This is a genomic window from Candidatus Uabimicrobium amorphum (assembly GCF_009002475.1).
GTDB classification, from domain to species: domain Bacteria; phylum Planctomycetota; class Uabimicrobiia; order Uabimicrobiales; family Uabimicrobiaceae; genus Uabimicrobium; species Uabimicrobium amorphum.
This window is the reverse complement of record NZ_AP019860.1, coordinates 6,375,958-6,400,915: the sequence shown is the minus strand read 5'-3', so window position 1 is coordinate 6,400,915 and position 24,958 is coordinate 6,375,958. Positions and strand designations below refer to the sequence as shown.

At 38.5% G+C, this 24,958-nt stretch carries 10 protein-coding genes; 6 read left to right on the top strand and 4 right to left on the bottom strand.

Annotated features, from left to right (window positions below):
- Positions 1-6: 6 nt before the first annotated feature.
- The 3 genes from UABAM_RS22850 to UABAM_RS22840 all read right to left on the bottom strand — a co-directional run bounded on the left by UABAM_RS22850 (position 7) and on the right by UABAM_RS22840 (position 6,780).
- The gene (locus UABAM_RS22850) at positions 7-2,775 is read right to left on the bottom strand and encodes a protein kinase domain-containing protein (RefSeq protein ID WP_151970312.1); all 2,769 of its coding nucleotides are present in this window, start codon (positions 2,773-2,775) and stop codon (positions 7-9) included.
- Positions 2,776-2,801: 26 nt separating this feature from the next.
- The gene (locus tag UABAM_RS22845; RefSeq protein WP_173013510.1) at positions 2,802-2,921 is read right to left on the bottom strand and encodes a type II toxin-antitoxin system PemK/MazF family toxin; all 120 of its coding nucleotides are present in this window, start codon (positions 2,919-2,921) and stop codon (positions 2,802-2,804) included.
- A gap of 406 nt (positions 2,922-3,327) precedes the next feature.
- The gene (locus UABAM_RS22840) at positions 3,328-6,780 is read right to left on the bottom strand and encodes a caspase family protein (protein WP_151970310.1); all 3,453 of its coding nucleotides are present in this window, start codon (positions 6,778-6,780) and stop codon (positions 3,328-3,330) included.
- Positions 6,781-6,929: 149 nt separating this feature from the next.
- On the opposite strand from UABAM_RS22840, the gene UABAM_RS22835 reads away from it, so the two are divergent.
- Positions 6,930-9,911 (top strand): caspase family protein, encoded by a 2,982-nt coding sequence (locus UABAM_RS22835; protein WP_151970309.1) that lies wholly within the window; start codon positions 6,930-6,932, stop codon positions 9,909-9,911.
- Positions 9,912-9,988: 77 nt separating this feature from the next.
- Here the strand turns inward: UABAM_RS22835 and UABAM_RS22830 are convergent, their stop codons facing one another.
- Positions 9,989-13,396 carry a caspase family protein gene (locus UABAM_RS22830; protein WP_151970308.1) on the bottom strand — a complete coding sequence of 1,136 codons (3,408 nt, stop codon included), beginning with the start codon at positions 13,394-13,396 and terminating at the stop codon, positions 9,989-9,991.
- A gap of 193 nt (positions 13,397-13,589) precedes the next feature.
- Between UABAM_RS22830 and UABAM_RS22825 the strand changes: the two genes are divergently transcribed.
- From UABAM_RS22825 to UABAM_RS22805, 5 genes are all read left to right on the top strand, one after another.
- Complete coding sequence (locus UABAM_RS22825; protein WP_173013509.1) at positions 13,590-15,335, top strand: trypsin-like serine peptidase; 1,746 nt, start codon at positions 13,590-13,592, stop codon at positions 15,333-15,335.
- Between the two features lies 1 nt (position 15,336).
- Positions 15,337-17,067 (top strand): hypothetical protein, encoded by a 1,731-nt coding sequence (locus UABAM_RS22820; protein ID WP_151970306.1) that lies wholly within the window; start codon positions 15,337-15,339, stop codon positions 17,065-17,067.
- 31 nt (positions 17,068-17,098) lie between these two features.
- Positions 17,099-20,305 carry a caspase family protein gene (locus UABAM_RS22815; protein WP_151970305.1) on the top strand — a complete coding sequence of 1,069 codons (3,207 nt, stop codon included), beginning with the start codon at positions 17,099-17,101 and terminating at the stop codon, positions 20,303-20,305.
- A gap of 156 nt (positions 20,306-20,461) precedes the next feature.
- Complete coding sequence (locus UABAM_RS22810) at positions 20,462-24,364, top strand: CHAT domain-containing protein (RefSeq protein WP_151970304.1); 3,903 nt, start codon at positions 20,462-20,464, stop codon at positions 24,362-24,364.
- Entirely contained in the window at positions 24,365-24,955 is a 591-nt protein-coding gene (locus UABAM_RS22805) for a type II secretion system protein (RefSeq protein ID WP_151970303.1), read from the top strand.
- The last annotated feature ends 3 nt before the right edge of the window (positions 24,956-24,958 follow it).

The window sequence follows — 24,958 nt, the reverse complement described above, 5'->3', positions numbered from 1 at the left end:
ACAATTCTATTTATAACTTTTTGGTACGAGGTGGTCTATCTTGGACAAATCATAGTTCTTATGACGATTTGAGAATTTTTTTGCCTGTAAGGTAATTAAATTTGCACATTGTTCTATATTTTTGAAATTTTGTAACTCCATTTTTCGCAAATGGTATAACAGTAGTTTTAATTCTAGAGTATGAGGGATTAATTTATAGACATCTTTGAGTTTTTCATAGGTTGAGATCACTTTACCACGCATATGCGCGGCATACCTACCTGGAGTCGTGGCTTTAGCAAGACCACGTAGGGCATATTCCAAATCTAGCATGGCCCCAACGACAAACATTGTTTGTAGTTCATGCGCAGACCTGAAACTGTTTTTTTCGTTACGGCCAGAAATGAAATTATGACGCACAGTTCCTTGCGACCAACGTACTAGCTCGAAAGAATTATCTATACTGTGTTTACCCACGTTGACAAGTTTTTCGTCAGGAACACTGTGACATTCATAACAAGTTTGTGCGATTAAATAAATGTTTGTAGGGTTACCCATACCTAGTTTTATCGATTGTTTACGGCGTACATCTTTTGGTACATTTTTATCATTGTGAACATTTACCCAATCTTTTCCTGGTCCATGGCATGATTCACATGATACACCGGAAACAACTTTCGGCTTGCCACGTACTTCATCACGAGTGTAGTGGCATCGATGACATAAGTCATTGCGTTTTAGACTACCTCTTAACCCCAAACGCTTAATTATATGTTTACTACTTGGACGTTTGTGCAATTCATTATACGTTTGATAGTGTGCTGTTTTCTTCCATACCTCAATTGCTCGTTTATGGCAATCTGCACATTTCCATGATGCTACAATTTTTTTGTAGTCAGGAAGTCGACTTTTTTGTCGCGCAATTAAAATTAATTTTTCTTGGTCGTTTTTTGTGAGTTCATAACGGAACTTTACATTTTCTTTGGGGATGACCGGCTTCGCTTTCGACAATTGCTGTGATTCTTTCAACTCTGTTGATACATCCTGCGAATCCTGTGATTTGCTTGGTAATTTGGGTAATGTATTCCCTACTGATTGTTGCGGTTTTTGTAAAAACGAGTTTTCATTTCCAACAGCTAATTGGTAACCTGCGTAGAGCAAAGTTACCAGTATAACAAGAATTTTGAATAAAGCGATTGCTGCGACAATAGAAGAGAATACTTTACCGGTAATTAATAAAATTTGTTTGATCGTAAAATGTAAAGATAACAAAGCAAAAATAGAAGCTAAAAACAAAAAAGTTCCTATTACATATCGATCTTGATCTTGGGTATTAGCACTTGTTTCTTTTACAAAAAAAAGACAAAAAATAACTCCATACACCAAAAAAGCAAATTTAAAACGACTCCAGATATAGGCGATACTTGTTTTCTCATAGTCTTTTTCTTCGATATGCTGTTCGATATTTTTAATATCAATCGCATTTTGTGTGGTGGTAAATTTTTTTATTTCTGGAAGTTGTGATTTTGCAATTGCAATATCTTGATTAGACAAAGCAAATTTTAAATACGACAAACGCGCTAGATACTCCCCTTCGCGAGCTCGCGTATTACCTGTCCACAATTTTAAGGACTCTTGGAAAGAGGCAATCGTACTAGATAAATCATTGTAGATACGTTCATATCCATCTACTTTTTTGCGACTTTTCTGCAATTGTTTAATTTTGTCAAGACTTATTGCTAGAGACTTGCGCGCTCTTGTGCTTATCTCAATACTTTGTTTATGCTTTATAAAGTCTTCTATTTCCTTTTTTAATTCCTGAACAGTCTGATAACGTTTCTCTTTATTTTTTTGCAATGCGCGAACACAAATTTTCCGAATCTCTTCCGGTATATTTTCATCAAATTTTAGCTGCAATTCGTCGGTCAGTTTTGCCAAAATTTGTAGGATGTTTTCGCCAGTGTTTGGGGCCTTTCGCGTTAAGATTTCATACAAAATACCACCTAACAAATACACATCGGTCCATGGCCCAATATCACGGCCCTGACCACGAGCTAACTCAATGGGCATATAACTTGGGGTTCCCATTGGATGTCTGATATGCGATCTGTGAAATGCCTTGGGAGAATCAACTCTACTGTCATCGATATCCACCGCAATACCCCAATCCATCACTAAAACCTCACCAAATTCACCGATCATGACATTTGAAGGTTTTAAATCGCAATGAACAATTTTTTTGTTGTGCGCAAAATCTATTGCATTCGTCACACTAAACAAGATATTGAAGTGATCTTGTAGATCATAACGCGCAGCAAGTTCGCGCTCCTTTGCTGTTTTTGGATGAAGTAAAGTGCTCCATGGGACACCACCAACAAGCTTCATCGCCAACATCACCTGCCTGGAGGATTGCTTTAATTCATACACAGGAACAATATTTGGGTGATCGAGAAAAGCAGTAACGAGAGACTCAAAAACAAAACTTTTCTTTTTGTTTTTGTCGTGATCCATTATTTTTTTTATCGCGACCTCACGCTGTAAACTGTATTGCTTACCACGAAAAACAATTCCCATTCCACCACGCGCAATTTCGTCTAGAATTTCGTAGTCCTCGCTGTCATGACTCATTGGTTCAGTTTTTTTTACGTCAACGATTTGGTCATTCTTTTTTTCACCAGAAAGTATTTGCTCATTTTGTTGGGGAAGCACTGTTTTTTCATGTGAAAATGTTTTGTTTGCTTCTTCGTTTGCCAGTGTTTTTTTATGTGAAAATGTCGCATCTTTTTCTTCTTGCATTATTCATTTCCCAAAACGCAGATGAGTTATACATCCAAGCTCACACGAATGGCAGCATCCACTTGTTTCATTTTTTGACTGCTTAAACTACCAAGGCATTTTTTCAAACGTTGTTTTTTATCAGCTGTTCGAATTTGGTCAAGCATAGCTTTAGGAGTCCTTTTTCCCATATACAAAACTACCGCGGACTGTTATCCCTTACTTGATGAGGGATCCAGGCGTTTTGAAGTTAATTTCATATTGTCGATTCCTGCGTTCGCAGGAATGACACCTTGTGGTAGTTCCGGCCCAATAAAACTGGGGTTTACCTCAGCAAACGGTTATTCTGAACTTGATTCAGAATCCACTTATTTTTGTAGACTCCTGATCGAGTCAGGAGTGACACTCACACTTATATTCGTAGACTCCTGATCGAGTCAGGAGTGACACTCAGAGTAAAAAATTGTCATTTTCAAATCGGATGACCCACTAGTATTTGGTGGTGTGGATCAGAAAGTTCTCGCGGTTTTTCTGATCCACAACATCTAGCGTGCTGACATCTATCCCAAAATTTTACAATGAACGCCAGTAAACCAACAATTCATCTTTTTGATACACAAAATAATACAGACGCTTATTTTCCTGATCGCGTAAAATCCATTTATTTCCCTTCGGTTCCCGTTCTAAACGCAAGTTTTTCCCCAGAGCGATTGGGTGTGGCGTTTCTGTTTTGGTGTCTTTTTCAAGCTCTGCCACTCTTTCGAGCTTTTCGCGAAATGCGCCACGCAATTCATCACTGATTTGTTGTTTGAGTATGTCTGCGTAGTATTTTTTGTCGAGTTTAAAATAACAGCGATCCCATTGAATGGTAAAGGCATTCCATTTCATCTCACTTTGGATACGTACACTACTGCGTACACTTGTTTCTTTTTCTTGGCGTTTTTGCCCGAAGATGGATTTGTAGAGTAGTTTGCCAAACACCGTACGTTCCGTGGCCGATTCTTCAGTGGCGCGATCGGAGGCTAGGCGGTAGTATTCGACCTCTTTGAGATTTTTTTGCGGTGTTGTGGTGGCAATCACCTTAATCATCTCGCGCCCGAACGAATTCAGCGCGTTGATACTCAACGGAATGATAAATTTTTTCGATTTTGCGGGTACGTCGTAGTCTTCGATTAGGTGTTCCGGCGGAAAAATTAACTTAGCTTCTAAGTCATCGGTTAGGTATATAAGTATCGGAAACAGTGGGTATTCGCTATTGTTGGTGAACTCAATACCAAATTTTTGTCCGTGCTCAAACTGGTTGGAGTAGTGGAACATTTGTTGTTCGGTTTTTATTCTCCAGTGCTGATGGCTTTTTTTTCCTAAACGTAAGACTTGGTCTTCACCGAGAAATACTAGAGAGATCACATCTTGCTCAACTTCGTATTGTTCTTCATTTTCCTCTACTTTTGGCGTATTTTTGCGAAAGCGTTTTATTTTGCATGGCTTACTCTTCGCGATGTTCCAAAAATGTACTTCATCGTCTTTGTCCGCAGAAACAAGAATAATGCCGTTGGTAGAACCCTGTTGTGTATGGCAAGCAATATGATTGACGTCGATGCTATGTCCGCGTAGTACGGCTGGTTTTTTGTCGGCAAATTTGTTGTCCATGGGTGATGAAAGGTTGTATAGTTTGATGTCTTTGCCCACACCTAGAATCAATTTGTCGTTGTTGAAAATAATCTTTTGCGATTCTGGCAAGAAAATATCAAACTCTTTGTTGTTGGCCACGTCCCATAGTCTGGTTTGATTTTCGTAAGAAATGGCAATCATATGATGATGGCTATTATAATCAAATGCCAGAATATCATCTTCGAGACTATATAATTGTTGCGGTTTATCGTCACTTTGCCAATTCCACAGTACGGCGTTATCAAATGAGGAAATGATGAGGTGATTGTCTTTGGAAAAATGCAGAAACGCGGCGCGGTATTCGATTTGTTTTAATGTTTGTTGTGGATTGTCTATGCGGCGGATAGACACCTGTTTGTTTGTCGCGCATGCAAAGTACTCTCCGCTAGGATCAAAGACCAGTTTTTTTATTTTTTCCGACCATTTATGGGTGTATTTCTTCTGTGCTAAATCCCAAAAACCTAAGTTTTCTTTGGCGATCACCGCCAAGATATTTTTTGTTGGTGCGTGAACGACTTTGCGTGTTTGTGGAAGAGGTGTAAATGTATTTTTCAAATCTTCGATTTGTAAATTTGTTGCCGCCTCACTGTCCCACAGTACTTTGTCTCCCTGCCATTGCCACCAACCGTAGCTGTCTTCGATAATGGGAATCAAGCGTACACTGGCATCGACGTAGTGTTTTGGTGGCGTTAGGGCGTTGAGATTGCGAATCTTGTGAAAGCGCATCAAGATATATTCCGCTTCTTCCGCGGCCTTGGGGTTTTCCACGAGAGAAACTTGGGGTAAGCGCATGCGATTTACTGCGGAAATTTGGTCACCGTGTGCCCATAGCACGTAGAGTTGTTGGGTTTTTTCTTCATAACGCACAATCACGTCGGCAATGGTAAAGTCTTCGACAACGGTAATGACTTTTTCTTTTTGTAATTGTTGTAGTTTTTTTTGTATATCTTCGGGGAGTTGTGTGATGTTAAGTGATTGGCTCTCTTTTCCGAGATTTTGTACCGTATCCAAGACAACATTGAGTTTTAAATTATTGTAATTGTGAGCAATTTCAATGGCATGCCAGCTATTTAGATCCACGGATCTAAGATCTTTCAGATACTTCTCCGCATAGGGCACAAGGTCTTCTAATTTCAAAAGATCTTTCGCCTCTTCATCGGTAATACATCGTGCCTGGCACTCAAACGCCGATGCCTTTTGAACAATAACCACCGCGTGTTTCGCTGGCGCGTTGGGATCGCGTTCTTTGCGTTTGTACGATAGTTTTAACTCATCCAATCGTTGTACAACTTTTGTCGAAGGAGCAATACAAAAAATAGACCCCGGAGTTACACCAAGAATTGTTCCACGATTGAGCTCTAGTGACTTTTTATCCGCGGAAATTCTTTTGATTTGCGAAATCTTTGCGTAGTAACTTGTTTCCTGCGAAAACAATTTGAGATGATGTTCGCCTTCGAGGTAAGGTAGTGGTGCGTTGGGCATGTCGCGATAATACGAGTTGAGGCGTTGAAAGACCGAACGATACGTAGGTAAAAGGTCTATTTCCTGTATTTTGATTTGTTTTCCCACCGCACGTTGCTTTTGCAAATCCAACTTTTTCTCTTCGTACTTCTGCATTTCTTCTTCAATGGCTCTGACCAAATGAAAGGTAAACAACCCATATTTGGTGATGTTTTCTTCTTCCTTTTCCAACGTTGTCCCTGAAGTACCTTTGAAATTGTATTCACGTGTCACTTCATTTGCTTGGCAAGCGGCAATAAAAACCACGCCACTTGGTGCTTTTTCTACGCCCATGACTTTCGCAGGTTTTACGTCGTAGTGCAAACCTTTCTCTACCTGCTTACCACCAATACGCACTCCTGTTCCTGAGTGACAACAGTCAAAAATAACCGTGCTATGAACACCTTTTTCTGTCAACTTTTCTAGAACAGCGTTTAGTTGGTCGTCGCTGATGACATTTTGCAACTTATTGTTGTTTTCTACAGTGTCATGCATCACCAACACTTCATCCTTGCCATCGGCCTCATCTTGATTGTGATCGGTGATTTGCGAGCCGTGTCCGCTAAAGAACAATACAAAGTGTTCTCCTGAATTCATCTGTTCTGGTAACTTATTGAGTTTGTCCAAGACTATTTTTGCTTTTGCTTCTTTGTTTAGAATGGAGTCTACGGAAAAAGAAAACTTTTCCAGAAGTTGCTGCATAAGAGCAATATCGTTTTCGCAACCTTCTAAATTTTGGTTGGTAAGTCCTGGGTATTCGTTGATTCCGATTAAAATGGCTCGTCCTTTTATTTGCTTTTCTTGTGCAAACAGCAAAGAAATAAAGCAAAGACACAGAAAAATAACTCGCTTCATCACAAATCCTTTTTTAGATACTATTTTTTGTTTTACTGAAAAATTTTATATAGCTATTATATTTGTATACAAATGTACGTCTAGTATTTTTTCGTTTTGTGTTCGTCTTTCTTTGTATGTGAAAAGAAAAACAACTTTTAGGTGATATCATGAGAGCTTTAATCATTTTTTGTTGCGGTATGACTTGTATTTTTGCCAGTACAACTCCCAAATTTGCGTTAGTGGTCGGGATCAATGAATATAAAAATAAGGAAATCCCTGCGCTACAAGGTTGCATCAACGATGCTTTCGCCATGCAGAGTCTATTGCGCGAACAATTTCAATTTGAGGAGGTTGCGTTGTTACAAAATGCCACCAGTCAGGAGATCAAAGATCAGCTACAGTATTTCCTCCGCAAAACTCAAGAGGCCGGTGGAAGCAAATTCGTTCTTTTTTTTAGTGGACATGGCGCCACAGTTGCTGATGAGAATTTCGACGAGGCGGATGGTCTTGACGAAGTACTGATCACTCACGATACTGTTTTTGAAACATACAAAGGCGCATTTTTTGTTACGCAAAATTATATTAGTGATGATTATTTAGATAAACAGTTACAAGACTTCTCTCGTGCAGGAGCGCATACAACTGTCATTTTCGACTGTTGCCATTCGGGAACAGGAATCCGCGACTTAGAGAACAATAACAAACAACTCAATTTACATGTTGTTCGCGGAAAACGCGGCGAAGATAATCCTCCGCCACCGGGAAGTGTATTTATATCTGCTTGTCTCCCTTCTCAAATCACCACCGAGGAAAAACTTCCCGATGGTAGCACCGGAGGCTTACTCACATACCATTTTATTCATGCTGTCAAAAAACTCGCGCGTAAAAAATCGGATATGACCTATCATGATGTATTCCTGCAACTACGAAAAATGTATTCGCGTAAACAAATTCCCGCTGTGCCTACCATAGAAGGAAACGTTAGCAAAAAGCTCTTTGACAGTCGCTGCCAGGCAAAGCGCACCGCAAAAGTATTGCGTGTACTGGAAGACAATCGCGTCGAGCTTAATCGTGGTGCCTATGACCAAGTGACAAAAGGATCTTTATACGCTCTCACCACAGGCTCAAAACATCCCTTGGTGGTTGTCGACAAGGTGGATGCCATTAGCTGCCAGGCGCATCTAATCGATGAGAGCGAATGGCCAATGTATCGCGATTTGATTCCAGCAAAAAAACGCACACGTGGCAAACGTATTTCGCGCAAGTACCTCAACGGCGATGCCGTAGAGCTATTACATAATGGTGAGGGACTACAACTGCGCGTAAGTTTGAAAAATGAAAAAGGAAAACATGTTGGATTGGCGCAACTGCAAAAAAACTTTCCCACCATGTATCATGGATTGAACGAATATATACAACAAAATGTTATTCGTATTGTAAAAGAACGCACACAAACGATCATTCGCTTTTGTGAAAAACATATTGAAGTTGTGTGGGTGGAAGGAAAATTTGAAAAAAACACTCGTGCCATCTACTTGGGGCATGAAGACAAAGAGAATTTACAGAAGACCTTGAGACGCTTCAACAAAATACGTAATCTCCTCAACTTTAACGTCGACAATTTCGCATTCAATTTAAGTTGCCAAGTAACCAGCCAAAACAAAACAGTATGGAGCTCTAAAGAGATCATATGCACACCACAATGGCGGCAAAAAATTTCCTCCATAAAACACATGCGTGTAAATCCGAAAAAACGTCAACTGGCATTTGTCGATGGCGGGCAAGTCTACCTTTATGATGTATACAAAAAACAACAGCAAAAACTTCGCATATCGGACAAGATTTTACGTATTTGCTTTTCGAAGGATGGTAGGCTGTTTTGCATGGCGAAAAAGAAAATATGGATTATGGATCGCACATTGCAAAAACTAGCGACAAGTATCGCTGCCCAAAAAGAAGTTTTTACAGCGATTGCAGTAAAAAATGACATGTTGTTTGTTACCACTTCTGAGGGGAAGGTGCAAATATGGCGATGGAATCCAACTCTGCGTAAAGAACAGAATATTACAATCGGGGAATACATTGACGATGTTATGCCCTGTGACACCGCTGATAATTTTGCGGTGAGCAGCGATGAAAGTCTTTATGTGTATCGCAATGGCAAAAAAATGACCACACTTCCAGGGGGGCGCTTTTTCACCTGGTGCAATGGTAACTTGTTTTATTGTCACAAAGGATATCTACAAAAATGGAGTGATGGCACCCCGCAAAATATATTGCCGTTGCGCAATCCCAAATATTTAAACACCATAGGTAAAAATTATGTGGTCTTTGCCAATGAAGAATATATAAAAGTATTTGACTGCAGCACACAAAAAGTCGTCTGGAAAATAGAAGGTGAATATAAACGCTATACCACTCACCCCAAGTATCCATATATTTTTGCGTACGGTGAGGATGATTATTTATACATGTGGAACTTACTTCGCCACAACGGAAAGTCACAGTTACGATTTACACCAAATCAAAACTACGATGTCGAAATTGCCAATGCTAGTGAACATACAATGTACATTTATTCAATTTTTATGAACAGTGATTATAGCATTCACGTGCGTAAAGAAGATGATATTCTCGCGCAGTCTTCTCGGTCGTTAGCGTATACAATTGCCTTACCCAAAACAGAGTTGTTTCGCATGGACAAAAATAAAGAGCTGGACCAAAACTATGTGCAGCAGATATGTAAACAAATTGCACAGTACTACCCTCTTTCGACAAACAAACGAATGGAACAACAAGGTGAGATTTGGAGAATCCACGATTCAAAAAATCAGCGAGAGTTTACAGTGGAAAATGTCAAAGAACATATCGTGGTTTCGGTATCGCAATATGGTCAGGAGTGGCTAAAAATATTCGCAACCACAGACTCAAGAGACATGTTTCCGCAAAGCATCGAAGAAGCACATCTACCACCACAAAAATATAAAGACCTCGAAGACAAAAATCCTATGTTGCACAGCATTTTGCCGTTGTTATTTGGTAATAAACGTGAAAAAGGGAATGTGCGTAGCGTGGATGATAGCGCTCATTCACAAAATTGTGCGATTGACATATCATGGGAAATTGTACCATTGGAAACGGTGAAGTAAAGATCATGGTACCCGGAGAAAATCTGTACTCAAACAGATTTTCTCCCTACGCTCGTTTGTTTTGCCAATGCAACACTTTACTCTTCCGATGATTCATCAGGGATTACCTCAAAAGAAAAATCAAAAGTACCCCATTGAGGTTGTTGTTCTAAACTTCTTAGTCGAACTTTTTGTGATTTCAGTCCCTGTGCATTTAAAGAACTATCAAACAATTTGAAATCTGTACTACCTGACAACGCGACGAGCTTAACATGTTCCATTCCAAATTTTTTTATAGAAACTTTCATTTCCTGATTAGATACATGTAAAATGCCGTAACGCTTGGTATTCTCAGTGTCCATATATGTAAAATGCCAAGTCTCATAATCTTGTTTTTGGAAGCTCAGCGATGATTGTTCACTTACGGGATAGTATACTTGTAGTTTTTTACGAATGTTAGCGACAGTCTTTTCATCGATTTTTGCGAGTGTAGAAAAATCTCCTTCGGTAGAAAATAGCTCTTCTCCTTCCACATTACACGTTATGTCAATTTTTGTTTGCTTATGAGCGGCGATATCTTGCGCTTTTTTGGACTGAATACTATAGTCCGTGCCAATAAAAATGGCATATACATCTAAATTTTCTGAGCTGTTGTTTGTTATGCGAATAGAAAATTGATCGCTTTCGTAAAACTGCGGAATCGCATGTTGTTTTTCTAAGTCTTTTTTTTCTTCCTCTTGTATATTTGATGTAATTGTCAACGCGCGAAAATAAATGCGCCCGTCATGTGCAATCACAATTTTGGGATTTTTTCCTGTGACGACTTGCACGCTTACATTGCCTAAGTCTTTTTCTACGGCATCTCGTCGCAACGTCTCTGTTTGGGGCTCTTGTTTCTGATGGTCTAAGTTATACACTCGTATCTGCGAATTTTGAATTGCAATGGCGTAGTTTTTGTGGAAAGAGCTCACAAAAAGTTCCTCTTCGTCGTCTCCTTTGCGAATTCTCTTAAAATGCTTATGGCCTTGCTTTACTATATTTTCCGCGAGAGGTATGCGATGAATTTTGTCTTGTGTATCATAGTATAAATGAGTTTCACTAAAAAAAATTCTCGAGTTAGCTTTCGATTTAAATTTCTCGGTATCTCCAATATTTTTTTTGTGATGAAGATCCCAAAACGAAATCTTAGATTTTCTTTTTACTTCGTTGTTTTTTTTAACACGAATCGTTGTTTTGATAAAGGCCAGCATGTTTTTTGCGTCGTGAATCGCTACGGATGTAATGACTGATTTACTTGGTATTTCCGTAACAAATTTATACGCATCTTTTGTCTTTTCCCATACGCTAATAACATAAGCAGGTGATTTTTTGTGTACAATGGCGAGAAAACGATCTGTAACCGCGAGTCCATTTTTCTGAGCGCCGCGAATACGAGTATTCTGTATTACTTTTTTGCTATTAACATCTACCACATAAAGGCTTTTGTCTGTTAAATATACGACGATAGATGTATCGGGAATTGATTTTAGTGCCAGTACTTTTCTGCGTTTTGTTGGAAACCTTACAAAGTGGTTTTGGGTATTTTGCGCGAAAACAGATTTATGAGTGGCGTAAACAACATGGGTAGGGATGACTTGTAAGTGTTGAATATGCGAACCAATACGCCAATTGCCAGAATGTAGTTGCGGGAGATACTGACGTGGTTTTTTAGGGGTTGTCAATTCCACGTCTATTAAATTTTCATCTGAAGAAGGTATTTTTAACAAATTGCGAATTTTACCAAATCTTTGCAGGATTTCTTTTAAAATTTCTGCAGGGTTTTTTGCTAGAGTTTCTGCACTTTCTGTTGAGGTTTTTGCATCTTTTTTACTAAATGCTGGAAAGCGTATACGATTGGCATAGTCTGTATAATAACCTTCATTCCAATACACTTGGGCGACGTTTTTGTTTAGTTGTAAAATCACCTGTGACAATGCGCGTTTGTCGACTATTTTCACAATGCCTTTTTTCTGGTACTCGACAATCGCATCGTACAACGCTTTATAATCTTGTGCTTTTCCCAATTCCTCTAGGGGAAAGTGTAGTGATTTTGTTTGTTCGCGCTCAAAAAAAGTTTTGGATGTGCGATCATTTTTTTTGGGCTTTAGAGGTTGTTGTGTAATGTATAGATTGAGATGCCAATTGCGCGGATGTACGATCTCTTGCGCAGAGAGCAAATTTTGGTTGTTGTGCAATTCTTTATTACTCGGCCATGTAATCTCCTCTTTGGGAATTGCATCGATATATTTTTGCAAAAGATCTTGGTAAATACTCAGTCTTTTGTCGTTTACTTCGAGAATTTCTCCTGTACATGTTAACGGTTGTACTTGTGAGATATAACACAAAGATTTATTTTCCAAAGCGAAGATAGACCCTGGTGTTACTCCTGAAAACGAACCGCGGTCAAGTGTCACTTTACGCATGCTGCCCATTTCCTGAGTTTGAATCACCTTAGCTTTGCCAACACCACTACAAGTACTTTCAAATAGGTTTCGTGTCATATCGCCTTCTATTGTGGGGATAGACTTTACAACACGGCTAGATCGATATTTGGTACGTATGTGGTTAAACACCTGTTTATAAGTGATCTCCTTATGTTTTTTTCCTAAGGCACTTATCGCTTGTAGTAGGTTATAAGTAAGAAGGCCTGCTTTTTCTCCATTATCAAACTCGTGCTCGGTCGTGACTTGCTGCGATTGGCACGCCGAAATAAAAATACTCCCTGCGGGAGCTGGACGATCTTCTCCTCGTTCTATTGCTGCTTCTACGGCAACGCGCAATTGTTTGGATTGTTCTTCCAAATCACGTGTGGCTGTTCCCGAGTGGCAGCAATCAAAAATTACCGTAACGCGCGCTTTTGCTGCAATGAGTTTGTTTAATATCTCGTGTATGTAATCATCGACAATATAGTTATGTGACGTATTGTCCTCGTCGAGAATGCGGTAATTTCCTGAGGCATTAGGGCCTAATTTGGTGTTTGCGGTGACGAGAATTTCATCTTTCCCATCACTTTCATCGCCATTTTTGTCTGTCACTTGTGCCCCGTGTCCACTAAAGTATATGACGACAACCCCACCGTCATTTTCTTTCACTCTTTGCAGTATGCCCATATTACCGATTTTACTTTCTATGCTTTCAATATAGGCTTTTTCATCTTCATCAGGAGTACTTTCTATGTATTTTTTTAGTTGAGAATCTTCACTGTCAAGAGCCATTTTTATACCAAGTGCTCGTGCCTCACCGTCTAGTAAGGTAATAATGTTTTCCCTTACACCATCATGAGCATTTTGGGAAAAACCAAAGTTGTTTGTCAGCAAATTTTTAACTGCACGAATATCGTTAACACAGCCTTTCAAATCGCGTATTCTGTTATCATTGTATTGATTGATTCCTATGAGAAGCGCGTATTTGTTTTCCTGTGACATCAAACAAGTTATCAGTAGAAGAGCAAGCAACAAAGATTTCACAAAACTACCTTTCTATGAACGAGAATAAAATCTTGATCTATACACAAAGTTATTGTATAAATTTTAACATTGTATCTTTTAAGAAAATTAAATCAAAGAAAGTTTTTCAATGAATGGTATGCGATTTAAATATAAAATATCACTAATCTTTCTCGTCTTGGCATCCTACCTAGGGGCCCAAGAAGGAAGTACTTTGCAACGTATAAAAGCGCTAGAAAACAATCAGCGTAAAATTTTTGATAATTTGCAAAAGTTAACCGACTTGATTGTCAAACTCAATACAATTGAGACGAAAATTCAAATTTTCCAACAGCAGTTAGACGCGGAAGAATTGAGTGTCGCTGCGGAGAAAGAAATTCAGCAAAGTATCCAGGCTTTGATGATGCAAAAACTCAAACTGCTAGAGCAACTGGATTCCTCTTCTATTTCTAAGACCTCTGATAATACCAAAGCAATTTATGGTAGGGACGATCGCCATACTGTTGAAGAAGAACCTGACATGCGGGTCCGTAAAGTCGCAGAGAGCGTTTGTGCCATTACTTATACAATGAATGCCGGAAAAACGAATAATAATGTCGGTACGGGTTTTCTTGTGGCAAAAGACCTCATTTTGACATGCCACCATTGTATAAAATTTTACAATCACAAAGACAAAAATGGTAAGCCATACGGTATCGGGATATATTCCGTTGAATTTTACGACGAGTTTCATCGCAACGTAAAAGAAATCGAAGTTTACCCCTGTGAGGAAATAATAAGCTTTAGTTTTCCCAAACTAGATTATGCGTTAATTCGTATAGGAGAGGGCGGAAGTCGATTCTCCAAAGAAAAACACTTGCCGCGAATGACACCGTTGACACTGAGTGATACAGAACCTAAAAAAGGTGACAATTTAGTGGTTGTTGGTCATCCCCAAGGATTGCAAAAACAAGTTTCTAACAACGCTCGAGTCACAACAGACAACAAGCCCAAGAAGGGCCGTAATCCTTCTTTTGGAGCTAATTGTGACACATTTAAAGGTAACTCTGGATCACCCGTTTTTTACTACACGGGAAAGAACAAAGAGCTCGAAGTATTTGGTTTACTCTGGGGCGGCATGCCTGACAAAAAAAATGGAGTAGATGCATTTTATGATTATAATTCTGAGAGCGCTCATGAAAATTTTATTCCGATGAAAGCGATTTTGGATCACATACAAAGCAAAAGTAGTGATCATTATTCGCATTTACATCTTAAAAGCAAAGCGATAGCTCGTGAAAGAAAAGAAATCATTAAAGTGCTAGATGAAGCACTGCAAGACAAAATTGTTGCGCGTGAAGATTTCACAAAAGAACATTTAAAAGAAATTATCTCCTTATCGGAAGAGTTAGATAATGCAACTGGTGACGAGCGAATAAATATAGAAGAGGTTCTGAAATTAAAGTTGCAAAAATACCATATCAAAAAAGTGCGCATGGCTCAAATCGTAAAGCGCTATCTTCCTGTACCTCCGGAGAAGTTCATTCAAGAAGATCTTTCTGGAGAAGACGTCAAGAAAATAAAAACGTTATTACAGCAAGAAACATCCACAGAAGATGAAATAAAGAAGATAGTAAAGCAACGTTATATTGGCAACGCAAAACTACGAGAAAAGTTAAAACAGTACTCAATGACTGCTAAAGATGAATTGATGGAGTTATTAATACTATTGAAAAGTGTTCCGCGTGGGAACACTAGTAGACGCTATGCTATTAGTCAAAATTTACGGGAATTAATTACTAGAGCAGATTTTGAACTAAATTTAAGGAAAACCGTAAAAAAAATATGTAGTACTATCGAAAGTGAAAAAGAGGCTTCTGAAACTGGCAATGCTAGAAGTCTTGCCAAAATTGATGTTAACCTTGACGAAGAATTGCAAGCACCATTGGGCGAAGCAATGGATTTATTGAACGGAAAATAAAATGGTAACCCGAATCATCTCTGTAATTTTACTTGTATTACTATTTACTAGTTGCGCAGAAGTTTCCGTGCGTAAAGTACCAACCCCAACACAATATACGTTGTGGACAGACGAAATGCAAAAAGAAGCGGATAACATGCAAGGATTTCGTTTTTATTTACCACGCCCCTTTATCAATGTGTTTGAATCATTTCCGGTACGTACAGACATTTACATTGCAACAGGTAAACTTGTCGCTGAAACAGGAAACCCAAATAAAAAGTATGTATTAATTAATACAATCACCGATAAAAGCGGACTCAGTCAGTATATCAACGGTGATTTGAGCATGGGGCAAGATTTTTTAAATGAATTAAGGCAGCCCGCTCCTATTGATACAATTCAACAAGATTCCAAAAAGGATCCAAAAAAGGAAAATACAGCGAATGCAGATCCAGCAAATGCAGATTCAGCGAACGCGAATGCAGATCCAGCAAATGCAGATTCAGCGAACGCAAATGCAGATCCAGCGAATGCAGATTCAGCAAAAACCGATGACAAGAGTACAGGTCTTCCTTTCCCCGGCTACGATAGAACGGAACTACCCAAATTACCCTCCAGTTTAAATCCTGAAGAGTCTAAAAGCTACTCCCCTTATGAACCAGAATCACCAAAGCAAGAACAACCTACAACGGGTATTAATCGACAAAGTGTCAGCAATAACAATGCTGCGTTTGCGTATCAACCTTTGCGCGGTAACTTTGATATTGTCTACCTTCCTGACTTTGAAGAACAGTACGCGATATCAAGTCAGTCTGGTTTGGGAAATGCGCAGTTTGCGGTTAATTTCGGCCAAGGATGGAGTTTGCAAAGTTTTAATTCTCTAAGTGATAACAGTGAATTAAACAAAAGAGTTTTTGACTTGATCGATACCTCCATCAGTGCTGCGAAAAGTGCTGTAACGGGTCTTCCTCCTGGAACAGAAAAAGCAATTTCTGGAATACCACAACTAAATACCGACGAAAAAAGTCTTGGTGGGTTGTTTGCAAAGACAGAAGGTACACCTGTGACTTTGAAATTTGTGGTGGTACATTATGCTGCAAAAGGTTTGTATCCAGTTTTAAAACCACGAGAATTACAAAAACGTATCCATCTTAAAGATAAGGTCGACACAAGTTGGTTACTTACACGACTAACAGACACGTCAAAAACCTACGCGTACAGTGAATATAAACAAGAAGATCTGAAAAACGCAATAAAATCTGTGGATTCTGAAAATTTTACGGTTCCACGTTATCCATATCAATATATCAGCTTCAACACTTTTCGCTACATGGCCGTTGAGGTAGTTGAATCAAGTAGTTCAGAGGGTAACGATCCATTCAAGAACCTGTACGACTCAACAGGGACAAAGTTCAATTTAAATAGTCAAGCTCGATTGGGCGAAATTACTCATATAATTAGAGCTCTTACGAGAAACGAAATACAACTAAAACGACAGCAAAATTTTATTGAATATCAAAAAAACGTTTTGAATCAAACACTGCAAAACAATCGCAGTAATGGATCGGGAAACTTTGGAGTGCAAAGTTCGGGTAGTAACTCTCAAGGTTCTGATCTTACGCCTGATATTGATAATGCTATTGATGGTATAAGTGGAGGTAAAAGTGGCGGCCCTGGCATTTCAAGTGAAAAACCTAGTAGCATGACAGACGACTTAAAGAAATTACAACAAGGCGAGAAAACCGAATAGCAAATAAAACGAAAAGGAAGGAAGAAAGAAAGTGAAAAAATTCATTTTGGTTTTAGCGGTTTGTGCTTGTGGAATTCTGCAAGCACAAAACAAATATGCTCTACTAGTAGGGATAGACGATTACAAGCACGAAAAAATTAGCGACCTCAGCGGATGCAAAAATGACGTGCGTATTATCGAAAATCTACTACAAAAAAATTTCGAATTTCTACCAGACAATATCACCATGCTCGTCGACCAAGAAGCGGAAGCGCAAAATATAAAACAACAATTACAAAAATTGGTAGAAAATGCTGAAGAAAATAATGGAGCCACCATCGTAATCTACTTTAGCGGACACGGATCACAAGTGACAGATACGAATGGTGATGAAAGCGATGGTAAGGATGAAATACTAGTAACACACTCCACACAACTCGTACAAAACGACGAAGGTAAATACTACGTGGAAAGTGACGACAAAATAAAGGATAATTATGTCGCCGACGATTACTTACAAGAAATTTTACAAAAACTGGAAACTCATGAAGCGCATGTTACGGTTATTTTTGATTGTTGCCATTCGGGAACAGCGACGAGAGATTTAGAAAAAGAATCAAAACAGTTGCGCCTTGCCGTCGCGGCAGCAAAAGAAAGAGGGCAGGACCGTCCAGCTCCTCCGGGAACGGTATTTATCTCGGCATGTCGTCCAGAGCAAGTCACCACAGAACACGAATTTGAAAATGGCGAACAAGGTGGACTTTTAACCTATCACATCGTTGAAGCCATTGAGCACCTTGGCAAACGCGGTGATGGGGAAATCACCTACCAAAATTTATTTAATCATATCCACAAAAAATATCAAAGCAAACGCGTCGGTTCCACTCCGATGATTGAAGGCAATATGGGCAAAGTGCTTTTTGCTAGCAAATGCAAAGCGATTAACAAAGGTTATGTCGTTAAGACGGAAAAAGTACGCAGAAGTAGACAAAGACGCATCACCATCAATCGCGGCTCCTTCGCTGGGGTGACGAAGGGGTCTATATTTGCTATTAGCAATGATACGCTGTGTTTTATTGATAAAGTAAATCCTCTTACTAGTGAAGGTTACCAACTAAACTCTACGGATGAGGAGCTACAAGCTTATAAAGATTATCTACAGGAATATATAACAAAAATGCCATCCAAAGCTGTTTGGCCAAGTAATGAAAAACTAGAAAACGATCGCACGCTACTAACAGCGGAAGAAATAGTGCACGCGCGTAGTGAGTTAAATTTAAAATTATATGTCACCAATGTCTCTCCGGCAGATGAAGATTTTTTTGCCAAAGAATCAAAGTTGAGTTTGTCGCGCAAACAACTGAAAAACTTGTCGCAAGATCTCTATAGCGCCGTGAATGAATATGTGGAAAAAGACATTGTAAAAGTAACCAACAAACGTACTCGTTCACACGCTATTTTGTATATAAATGGCGATTCGGCTGAATTATATTGGAACGAAGGGTACTACACAGACTTCACAGGAAGAATAAGATTTCCTTCGACAGGAGAGGCAAGTAAAAAGAAGCTTCAAGAAGTGTTACGTCGTTTTAACAAAATTCGCAATTTACTGCAGATTCCTTCTAGCACAGAAGATTTGGTCGATACGGAACTTCGTTCGCCAAAAGGAAAGCGTTTTTGGAGTTCCAAAGAAGTTGTGACAAACGATAAACAAATCACCAACACATGGCCATTGCAGGACGAAGTGTATTCTCTGTGTGCAAACAATGACAAAGTGGTATATGCATATCCACGCAGTCTTATTGTGCAAAACATCAACGATCATACACCACACAGTACTTCTTCTGCCAAGAAAATACGGGCCATTTCGGCTAACCAGTCACAACTTGTATACACCACCAACAAAAACGCCTATATTTTAAATTACAATGATCAAAAAATAGTTCACCAAATAAAATTGGAGTCACGGGCGGCAAAAAAAGCTTTGGCTTTTAGCAAAAACTATCTCGCGGTGGGACACAATGACGCTACCATAAGCGTCTACAAAAAAAATAACGATGCATATGAACTCATACATAGCATAGAAACAGAAGAAGAAAACGCCACACAAATCGCAATTAGTGCAAATGAAAAAACACTTGCATTTGTCGAAGAAGAAGGCGAATCGATCTATGTGTGGGATATGCAAAATAAGAAATCTCTAGACACAATTGATTGCGACGATGAAGTTTTGCGCATACACTTTTCCGGAGAGTCTTTACACTACGCTACCAAAAAAACAATACACCGCTACACCAAGGAAAAGTCGACAAAACTATTCCAAGTGAAGAATAGAAAGTACATTCGTCAAATCGCTTTTCATGAAAATTACATTGCAACCCTTCACGATCGCAATTTAAACGTTTACGAAATAAGTACGCAAAAATGGAGTAAAAGCTATCCTGGATCTTTCTCCTCTGACAATTTAGTCGCAATTACCGGTGTAAAAAACAAAGAACAAATTGCCGTTACCACAGAGGAAAATATTCATTTTTATCCTATTCGCCAACAAACTAGAGCAATCAAAGAAGATAATGTGCCCTCGTTTACCGATGGTTCCACATTTTCGATTGAGCTGCAAAATAACACCCAAAGTAAAGTGCATCTCTATATGATCTTTATCAACAGTGACTTCAGCATTGAATCACAACCTCTAGATACCATCAGTGCGAACGGTAAGCGTCCTTTTACCATAGAGATACCTGTTCCCCAAGAAAGTTTGTTCCATATTGCCTATAGTGATGCCCTAGTACAGCAACTGAACGACAAAAAATTACCGGAAGAAATACAAAAGCGCTTAAGTGGCTACTACACCATAGAAGAAATACAAGAGGTTACTTCCGTTTACGACGAAGAATGGTCGGTCATTTATAAAGACAATAACAACATCATACGCCACGCCGTAATTCTAGACGAAGAAACCGAAAAAGGACGAAAACTTCATGTTAAGATAAAGCGTTTTGGTAAAGAATGGATCAAAATATTTGCACTGTCCACCCATTCTAATTTTTTTTCCAGTGACTGGGATGAGGGAAGTTTAACCTCTATAGAGGTCAAGAAGAAAGCCTTAGAAGAAGACGCGCTAGGAGATTACTTGACACCCATGGTTTTCGGTGGAGAAGCTCGTAAGAATCATAATAAATACAAAGCGACCATCGCACGTAAAGCTACTACATGGAGTACAGTAAACATTCCCATTAAATTGGTCCCTGAGAAGTAATATCCACTTTCTTTTACACGAAAAACCACAGAGTCAGGTAACAAATCGCATCGGACTCTGTGGTTTTTTTAATAGTTAATTTTCTTTGTTTCTCTCTTGTAGCTTAATTTTCAAAAGAACAAAATTGGATAAGGATAGTATTTTTAAGGACGTGATATGCGTTTTTCTCCAGAGTTATTTATTCCAAGGGGAACGATTCTTGGTAGATCAAAACAAGCTTTTCAGATTTTATTTAAACATTTTCCCGTATTTTTTATTGTTCCATTTGCCACTATTTTTGTTTTTAGTTGCGTTGATCATTGTATTAGTTGGTATCTCGTTGGTGGATCAAAGTCAGCGTATGCAGCGGTAACATCGTGGGCAGACCAGGAATATTTCCACAAAACAGAGAATATTACAACTTCGATGGCTGTAACAACAAAACTTTTTCTATACATTTATAATTTTTTGTTATATGGCTTTGTAGCATATTTTTTTACAGTTTGCTATGTATCTCTCGTATACAAGAAGTCAGAAACGGAAATAATTCCTGTAACAATGAAAGAATGTCTTCCATTTGCACAACAAAAAGTTTCGAAGTATATAGGAATGTATTTATACTTAGCATATAAAATACTATTATTCCCTACTTTGCTATTGCTGCTACGCTTTGCTTTGTTGTTCTTACCCATTCCTCGCATTCTAACGCAACCGTTAGATTTTGTTTTTATCCTAGGTTGTTTTTACTTGATCGTGAAAGGTATAGAACGATATCCACTATCAGTGTACATCGCGATTGCTAAAGATGAAAAATATAAAGAAGCAGCAAAAAAATCGCGAAAATTTATGGCATCTAAACTAAGAGAAACAATATATATAAAAGCCTTTCTTTTTTTTCTTATTTCAGAAATACCATTTCTCGTTTTTTGTTATCGAAATTTGGATATTTTTCTTGCTCTATTAAAACGTGGAAGGTTATCCCATTTTATGTCATTCCTTTCATCGTTAGATTGGGCACTACTGTTATTTTCTATTGTTTCCTTTTTTGTGATAATAACACTTACTATTTTTTCCTTTATCAAAGCCTCAAATGAAGAACGTGAAAAAACATTAAGTCCGATTCCCATAGAATCCCTTCTAACAATGTCTATTTTAGCTACTGTTGGCATCGTTTTTCCCATCATACGACAGCATATCAATACAATCTTACAACCGCAAAACTTAGAAGAAAAATACTATATGTATAGTCCTTTTGGAAGTGCAACTTTATTGGAAACATTTGCTATTTCTTGTGCTATGGGTGCATTTATTGGATTGAGCATAATTTGTAACTACCTGACGTTGCAAAGATTTTCTAAAAATCCTCACTTAGTACGCAAAGAAGCGGCAGAAGGTTTTTTAACTTGGGGAAAATCATTGGTTGCTGCTGTTTTAGTAATGGCAATTGTTGCGGGTTTGGATTTTTTATCAACAATGGCGAAAGAAACTGCTGAAAATCCCGAGTTTATTAGTCAAAAAGCGGACATGAAAAAGAAAGAAAGATTAAAAGAGCTAGAAATCTCCAAAACAGCTCGCGAATTTTTTAATAATGGAAACTATGCGAAAGCAGAGCCATTACTCAGAGAAATAGTAGATTCTTACAGAAAAAAACAAGATATGTCTCTGGAAGATGCCATTGTTTTTTCTGGTCATATAAATTTAATAGGAGAAATATTAGAACACAAAGGAGACTATGAGAAAGCCACAGAGTTCTTCAGCGAAGCATTAGAAATCCGTAAAACACGGTGTGGTGCAAATCACTCTTCGGTAGCTGCTAGCCTAAATCATTTGGGAATTATCAAATACAAGCTAAAAAAATACGAAGCGTCTGCAGATTTATTACGTCAAGCTATCAAAATTAATGAAAAAAACTTAGGAACAGATCACACCAATGTGGTAGAAGGTTTTAGCTTTTTGGCAGATGCCTTAAGCAAAAGTAAAAAGTACGACGAGGCGGAAAAACTTTTGTATCAAGCTTTTCAAATTCGTAGCAAGTTTTTTCAAATGAGGTCAATGCCAGAAAAACAAAACAGCAGCAAATCGCAAAAGTTTGAGATGGTTTTTGAAATTATGAAATCTTTTGCCAGTGTTGGAGGGATCGATGTTCCCGAGTATGAAACACGCGATACTGAGAAAATCAAACTGAAAAAAGGAGGAGAATATCCTAAAAGTCCAGCAAAGTTAGCCAATAGTATGATGCAATTGGCCATTTTCCTGAGAGATCATCGTAAGCAGTATCACAAGGCAGAAGAATTAATGAAAAAAGCCATTGAAATTTATGAAAATACCATAGGTGGTTCTCACTATCTCACAGGAAAAGCGATGAAAGAAATGGCAATAACGATGCTGGCTATGGACAAAAAAGAAGCATACCAGGTATTGAAAAAAAGTTCTACAATTAGCAACAAAAATCTAACGTTGATTTTTCCATCGTTAACAGAACGCCAACAAGAAAGATATTTAGAGACTCAAGTACGCGATGACATAGATACATATCTTTCTGCCTTTAAAGATATTTTCATATACAAAGAAGTGCTCAACTACCGTGGTATTGTAGCACGCACTCTACGCGATAGAACTCTTGCAATTAGAAAACCCGAAATCGCAAAGTTATATTTAAAACTTAGTGAAGCAAGGCGCTTATACGCCAATGTATATCTCAATCCAGATGGCAATGAGGAACAACGAAAGAAATTGTTTGATGATAAAGAGCAGTTGGAAAGACAGATGAATCGCCAGTTGTACCGCCAAACAAGTACGCAAAATCTACAAAATTTACGCAAAGTTGTAAGAGCGGACAATAGTGTTGTTGTAGATTTTGTGGTGTACAACAAAACAACGAACTGGCAAAAGCGAAAAGCCACACCTGCTCTAGCTGCATTCGTCTTAGAGGGGGATAAAATAAACCGTATAGAGTTTAAATCACTCAAACGCATTCTTCGCGGCATCGAAGCCTTTCGCCAACAGCTAACAACTGGTCGTCAAATAATCATTTCGAAAAAAACCGCAGACGAATACCTCTATCGTTATTTGTGGAAACCTCTTGAGAAGTATATCAATAAAAAAAAGGTATATATTGTTCCAGATGGAGATATTTCGTTAGTACCATTTGCTGCTTTAAGCACACAAAAAAATCGATACTTAATAGAGCAGTTAGACATAAGTTATCTTTCCTCAGCATACGATTTACTCGAAAATAAAGACAATAATAAATTCGAAAACGAAGGCTTACTCTGTATTGGTAATGTAGCATATGATCTTGCTCCCAAAGCAGATTCTACATCACAGGTAAACATGTTTTCTCGACGAGCAAAAAGTCAGGCCACCTGGAATGAATTACCTGGAGCAGCAAAAGAAACGCAGAAAATAGTAAAAACGTTTAAGGACTACTTCTCGCAACAGGTTGTGTATCTTAAAAGAGAACATGCTTCTGAAGCCAATTTTTTTACTTATAGCCCTAAAAAACGCTTTATCCACTTAGCTACTCACGGTTTTTTTAACTCTCCTACATTAAAAACAGATGGAATTGGCAATACCCGCAAGGGGACGCAAATCTGGGTAAATTTTGGTAAAAAAACAAAAATAGAGTCTTTACCCGCGGGGGTTAATCCTTTGCTGTACTCAGGCATTGTAATGGCTGGAGCTAATATTAAAGGTAAAAAAAGCGATGGTATCATTACTGCAGAAGAGTTGGCGGGATTTGATTTACGTGGGACCGAATTGTTGGTACTTTCTGCTTGTGAAACAGGACTTGGGGTGAGAATGAGAGGACAAGGGATTTCAGGTTTGCGTTTGGCAGCACAGATTGCTGGTGTCCGCGCAATGTTAGTTAGTTTATGGCCTGTTGATGATCTGGGTACTCAAAAGTTTATGCAATACTTTTATCAAAAGTTGTGGCAAGAAAAAAAGAGTCGCTCACAGGCACTACAAGAAACGTGTCAAAAATGGATTGAGCAGTTTAAAAATGCTGAAGATATAAATCAACAAAAAATCTATACTTCTAGAGTATGGGCTGCCTTTATTTTGTCAGGAGAAAAATAGATGAGTGGACGCAATATGAAAAAAGGAACTACACTTTTTGATGTTATATTTTTGTTGGTGTTCATTGCGATCCTTGCAATTAGTCTTATGATACCTCTAAAATCTGTAAAAAACAAAGCTCTTGCTATAAAATGTGAAGCAAATTTAGCTCAGATAGGTAAAGGATTCCAAGTGTATCTAGGTTACATTGGAAGACATGTAAGATATCCACAAGCCAATGGCGAGGAATTTGTAGTAGCCTTGTACAAAGAAAGGATATTAGTCGAACCACAAGTTTATCTTTGTCCGGGAACGCAAGACTCCAATAATCATGGAGAAGATTTGGCACAAGTACAAGGCGAAGGTGATAGTGATGGTCCTTGTAGTTACGCCGGGCGTAAAAATAAAAATCAGTCCCAATATCCAGGAATATTTCGTTTGACAGAAGATACACAAACGACTCCAATAGTTGCTGACGATTGGAACGATGGTTTTCGAGAAAATCACGAATTTGGAGAAGTTGTTAATTTCCTGTTTTTGGATGGGCATGTCGATCACGCAAGAACATCAAAAATCGATCTCTCCTACTTTTATGATCCTCTTTCAAACTAGATA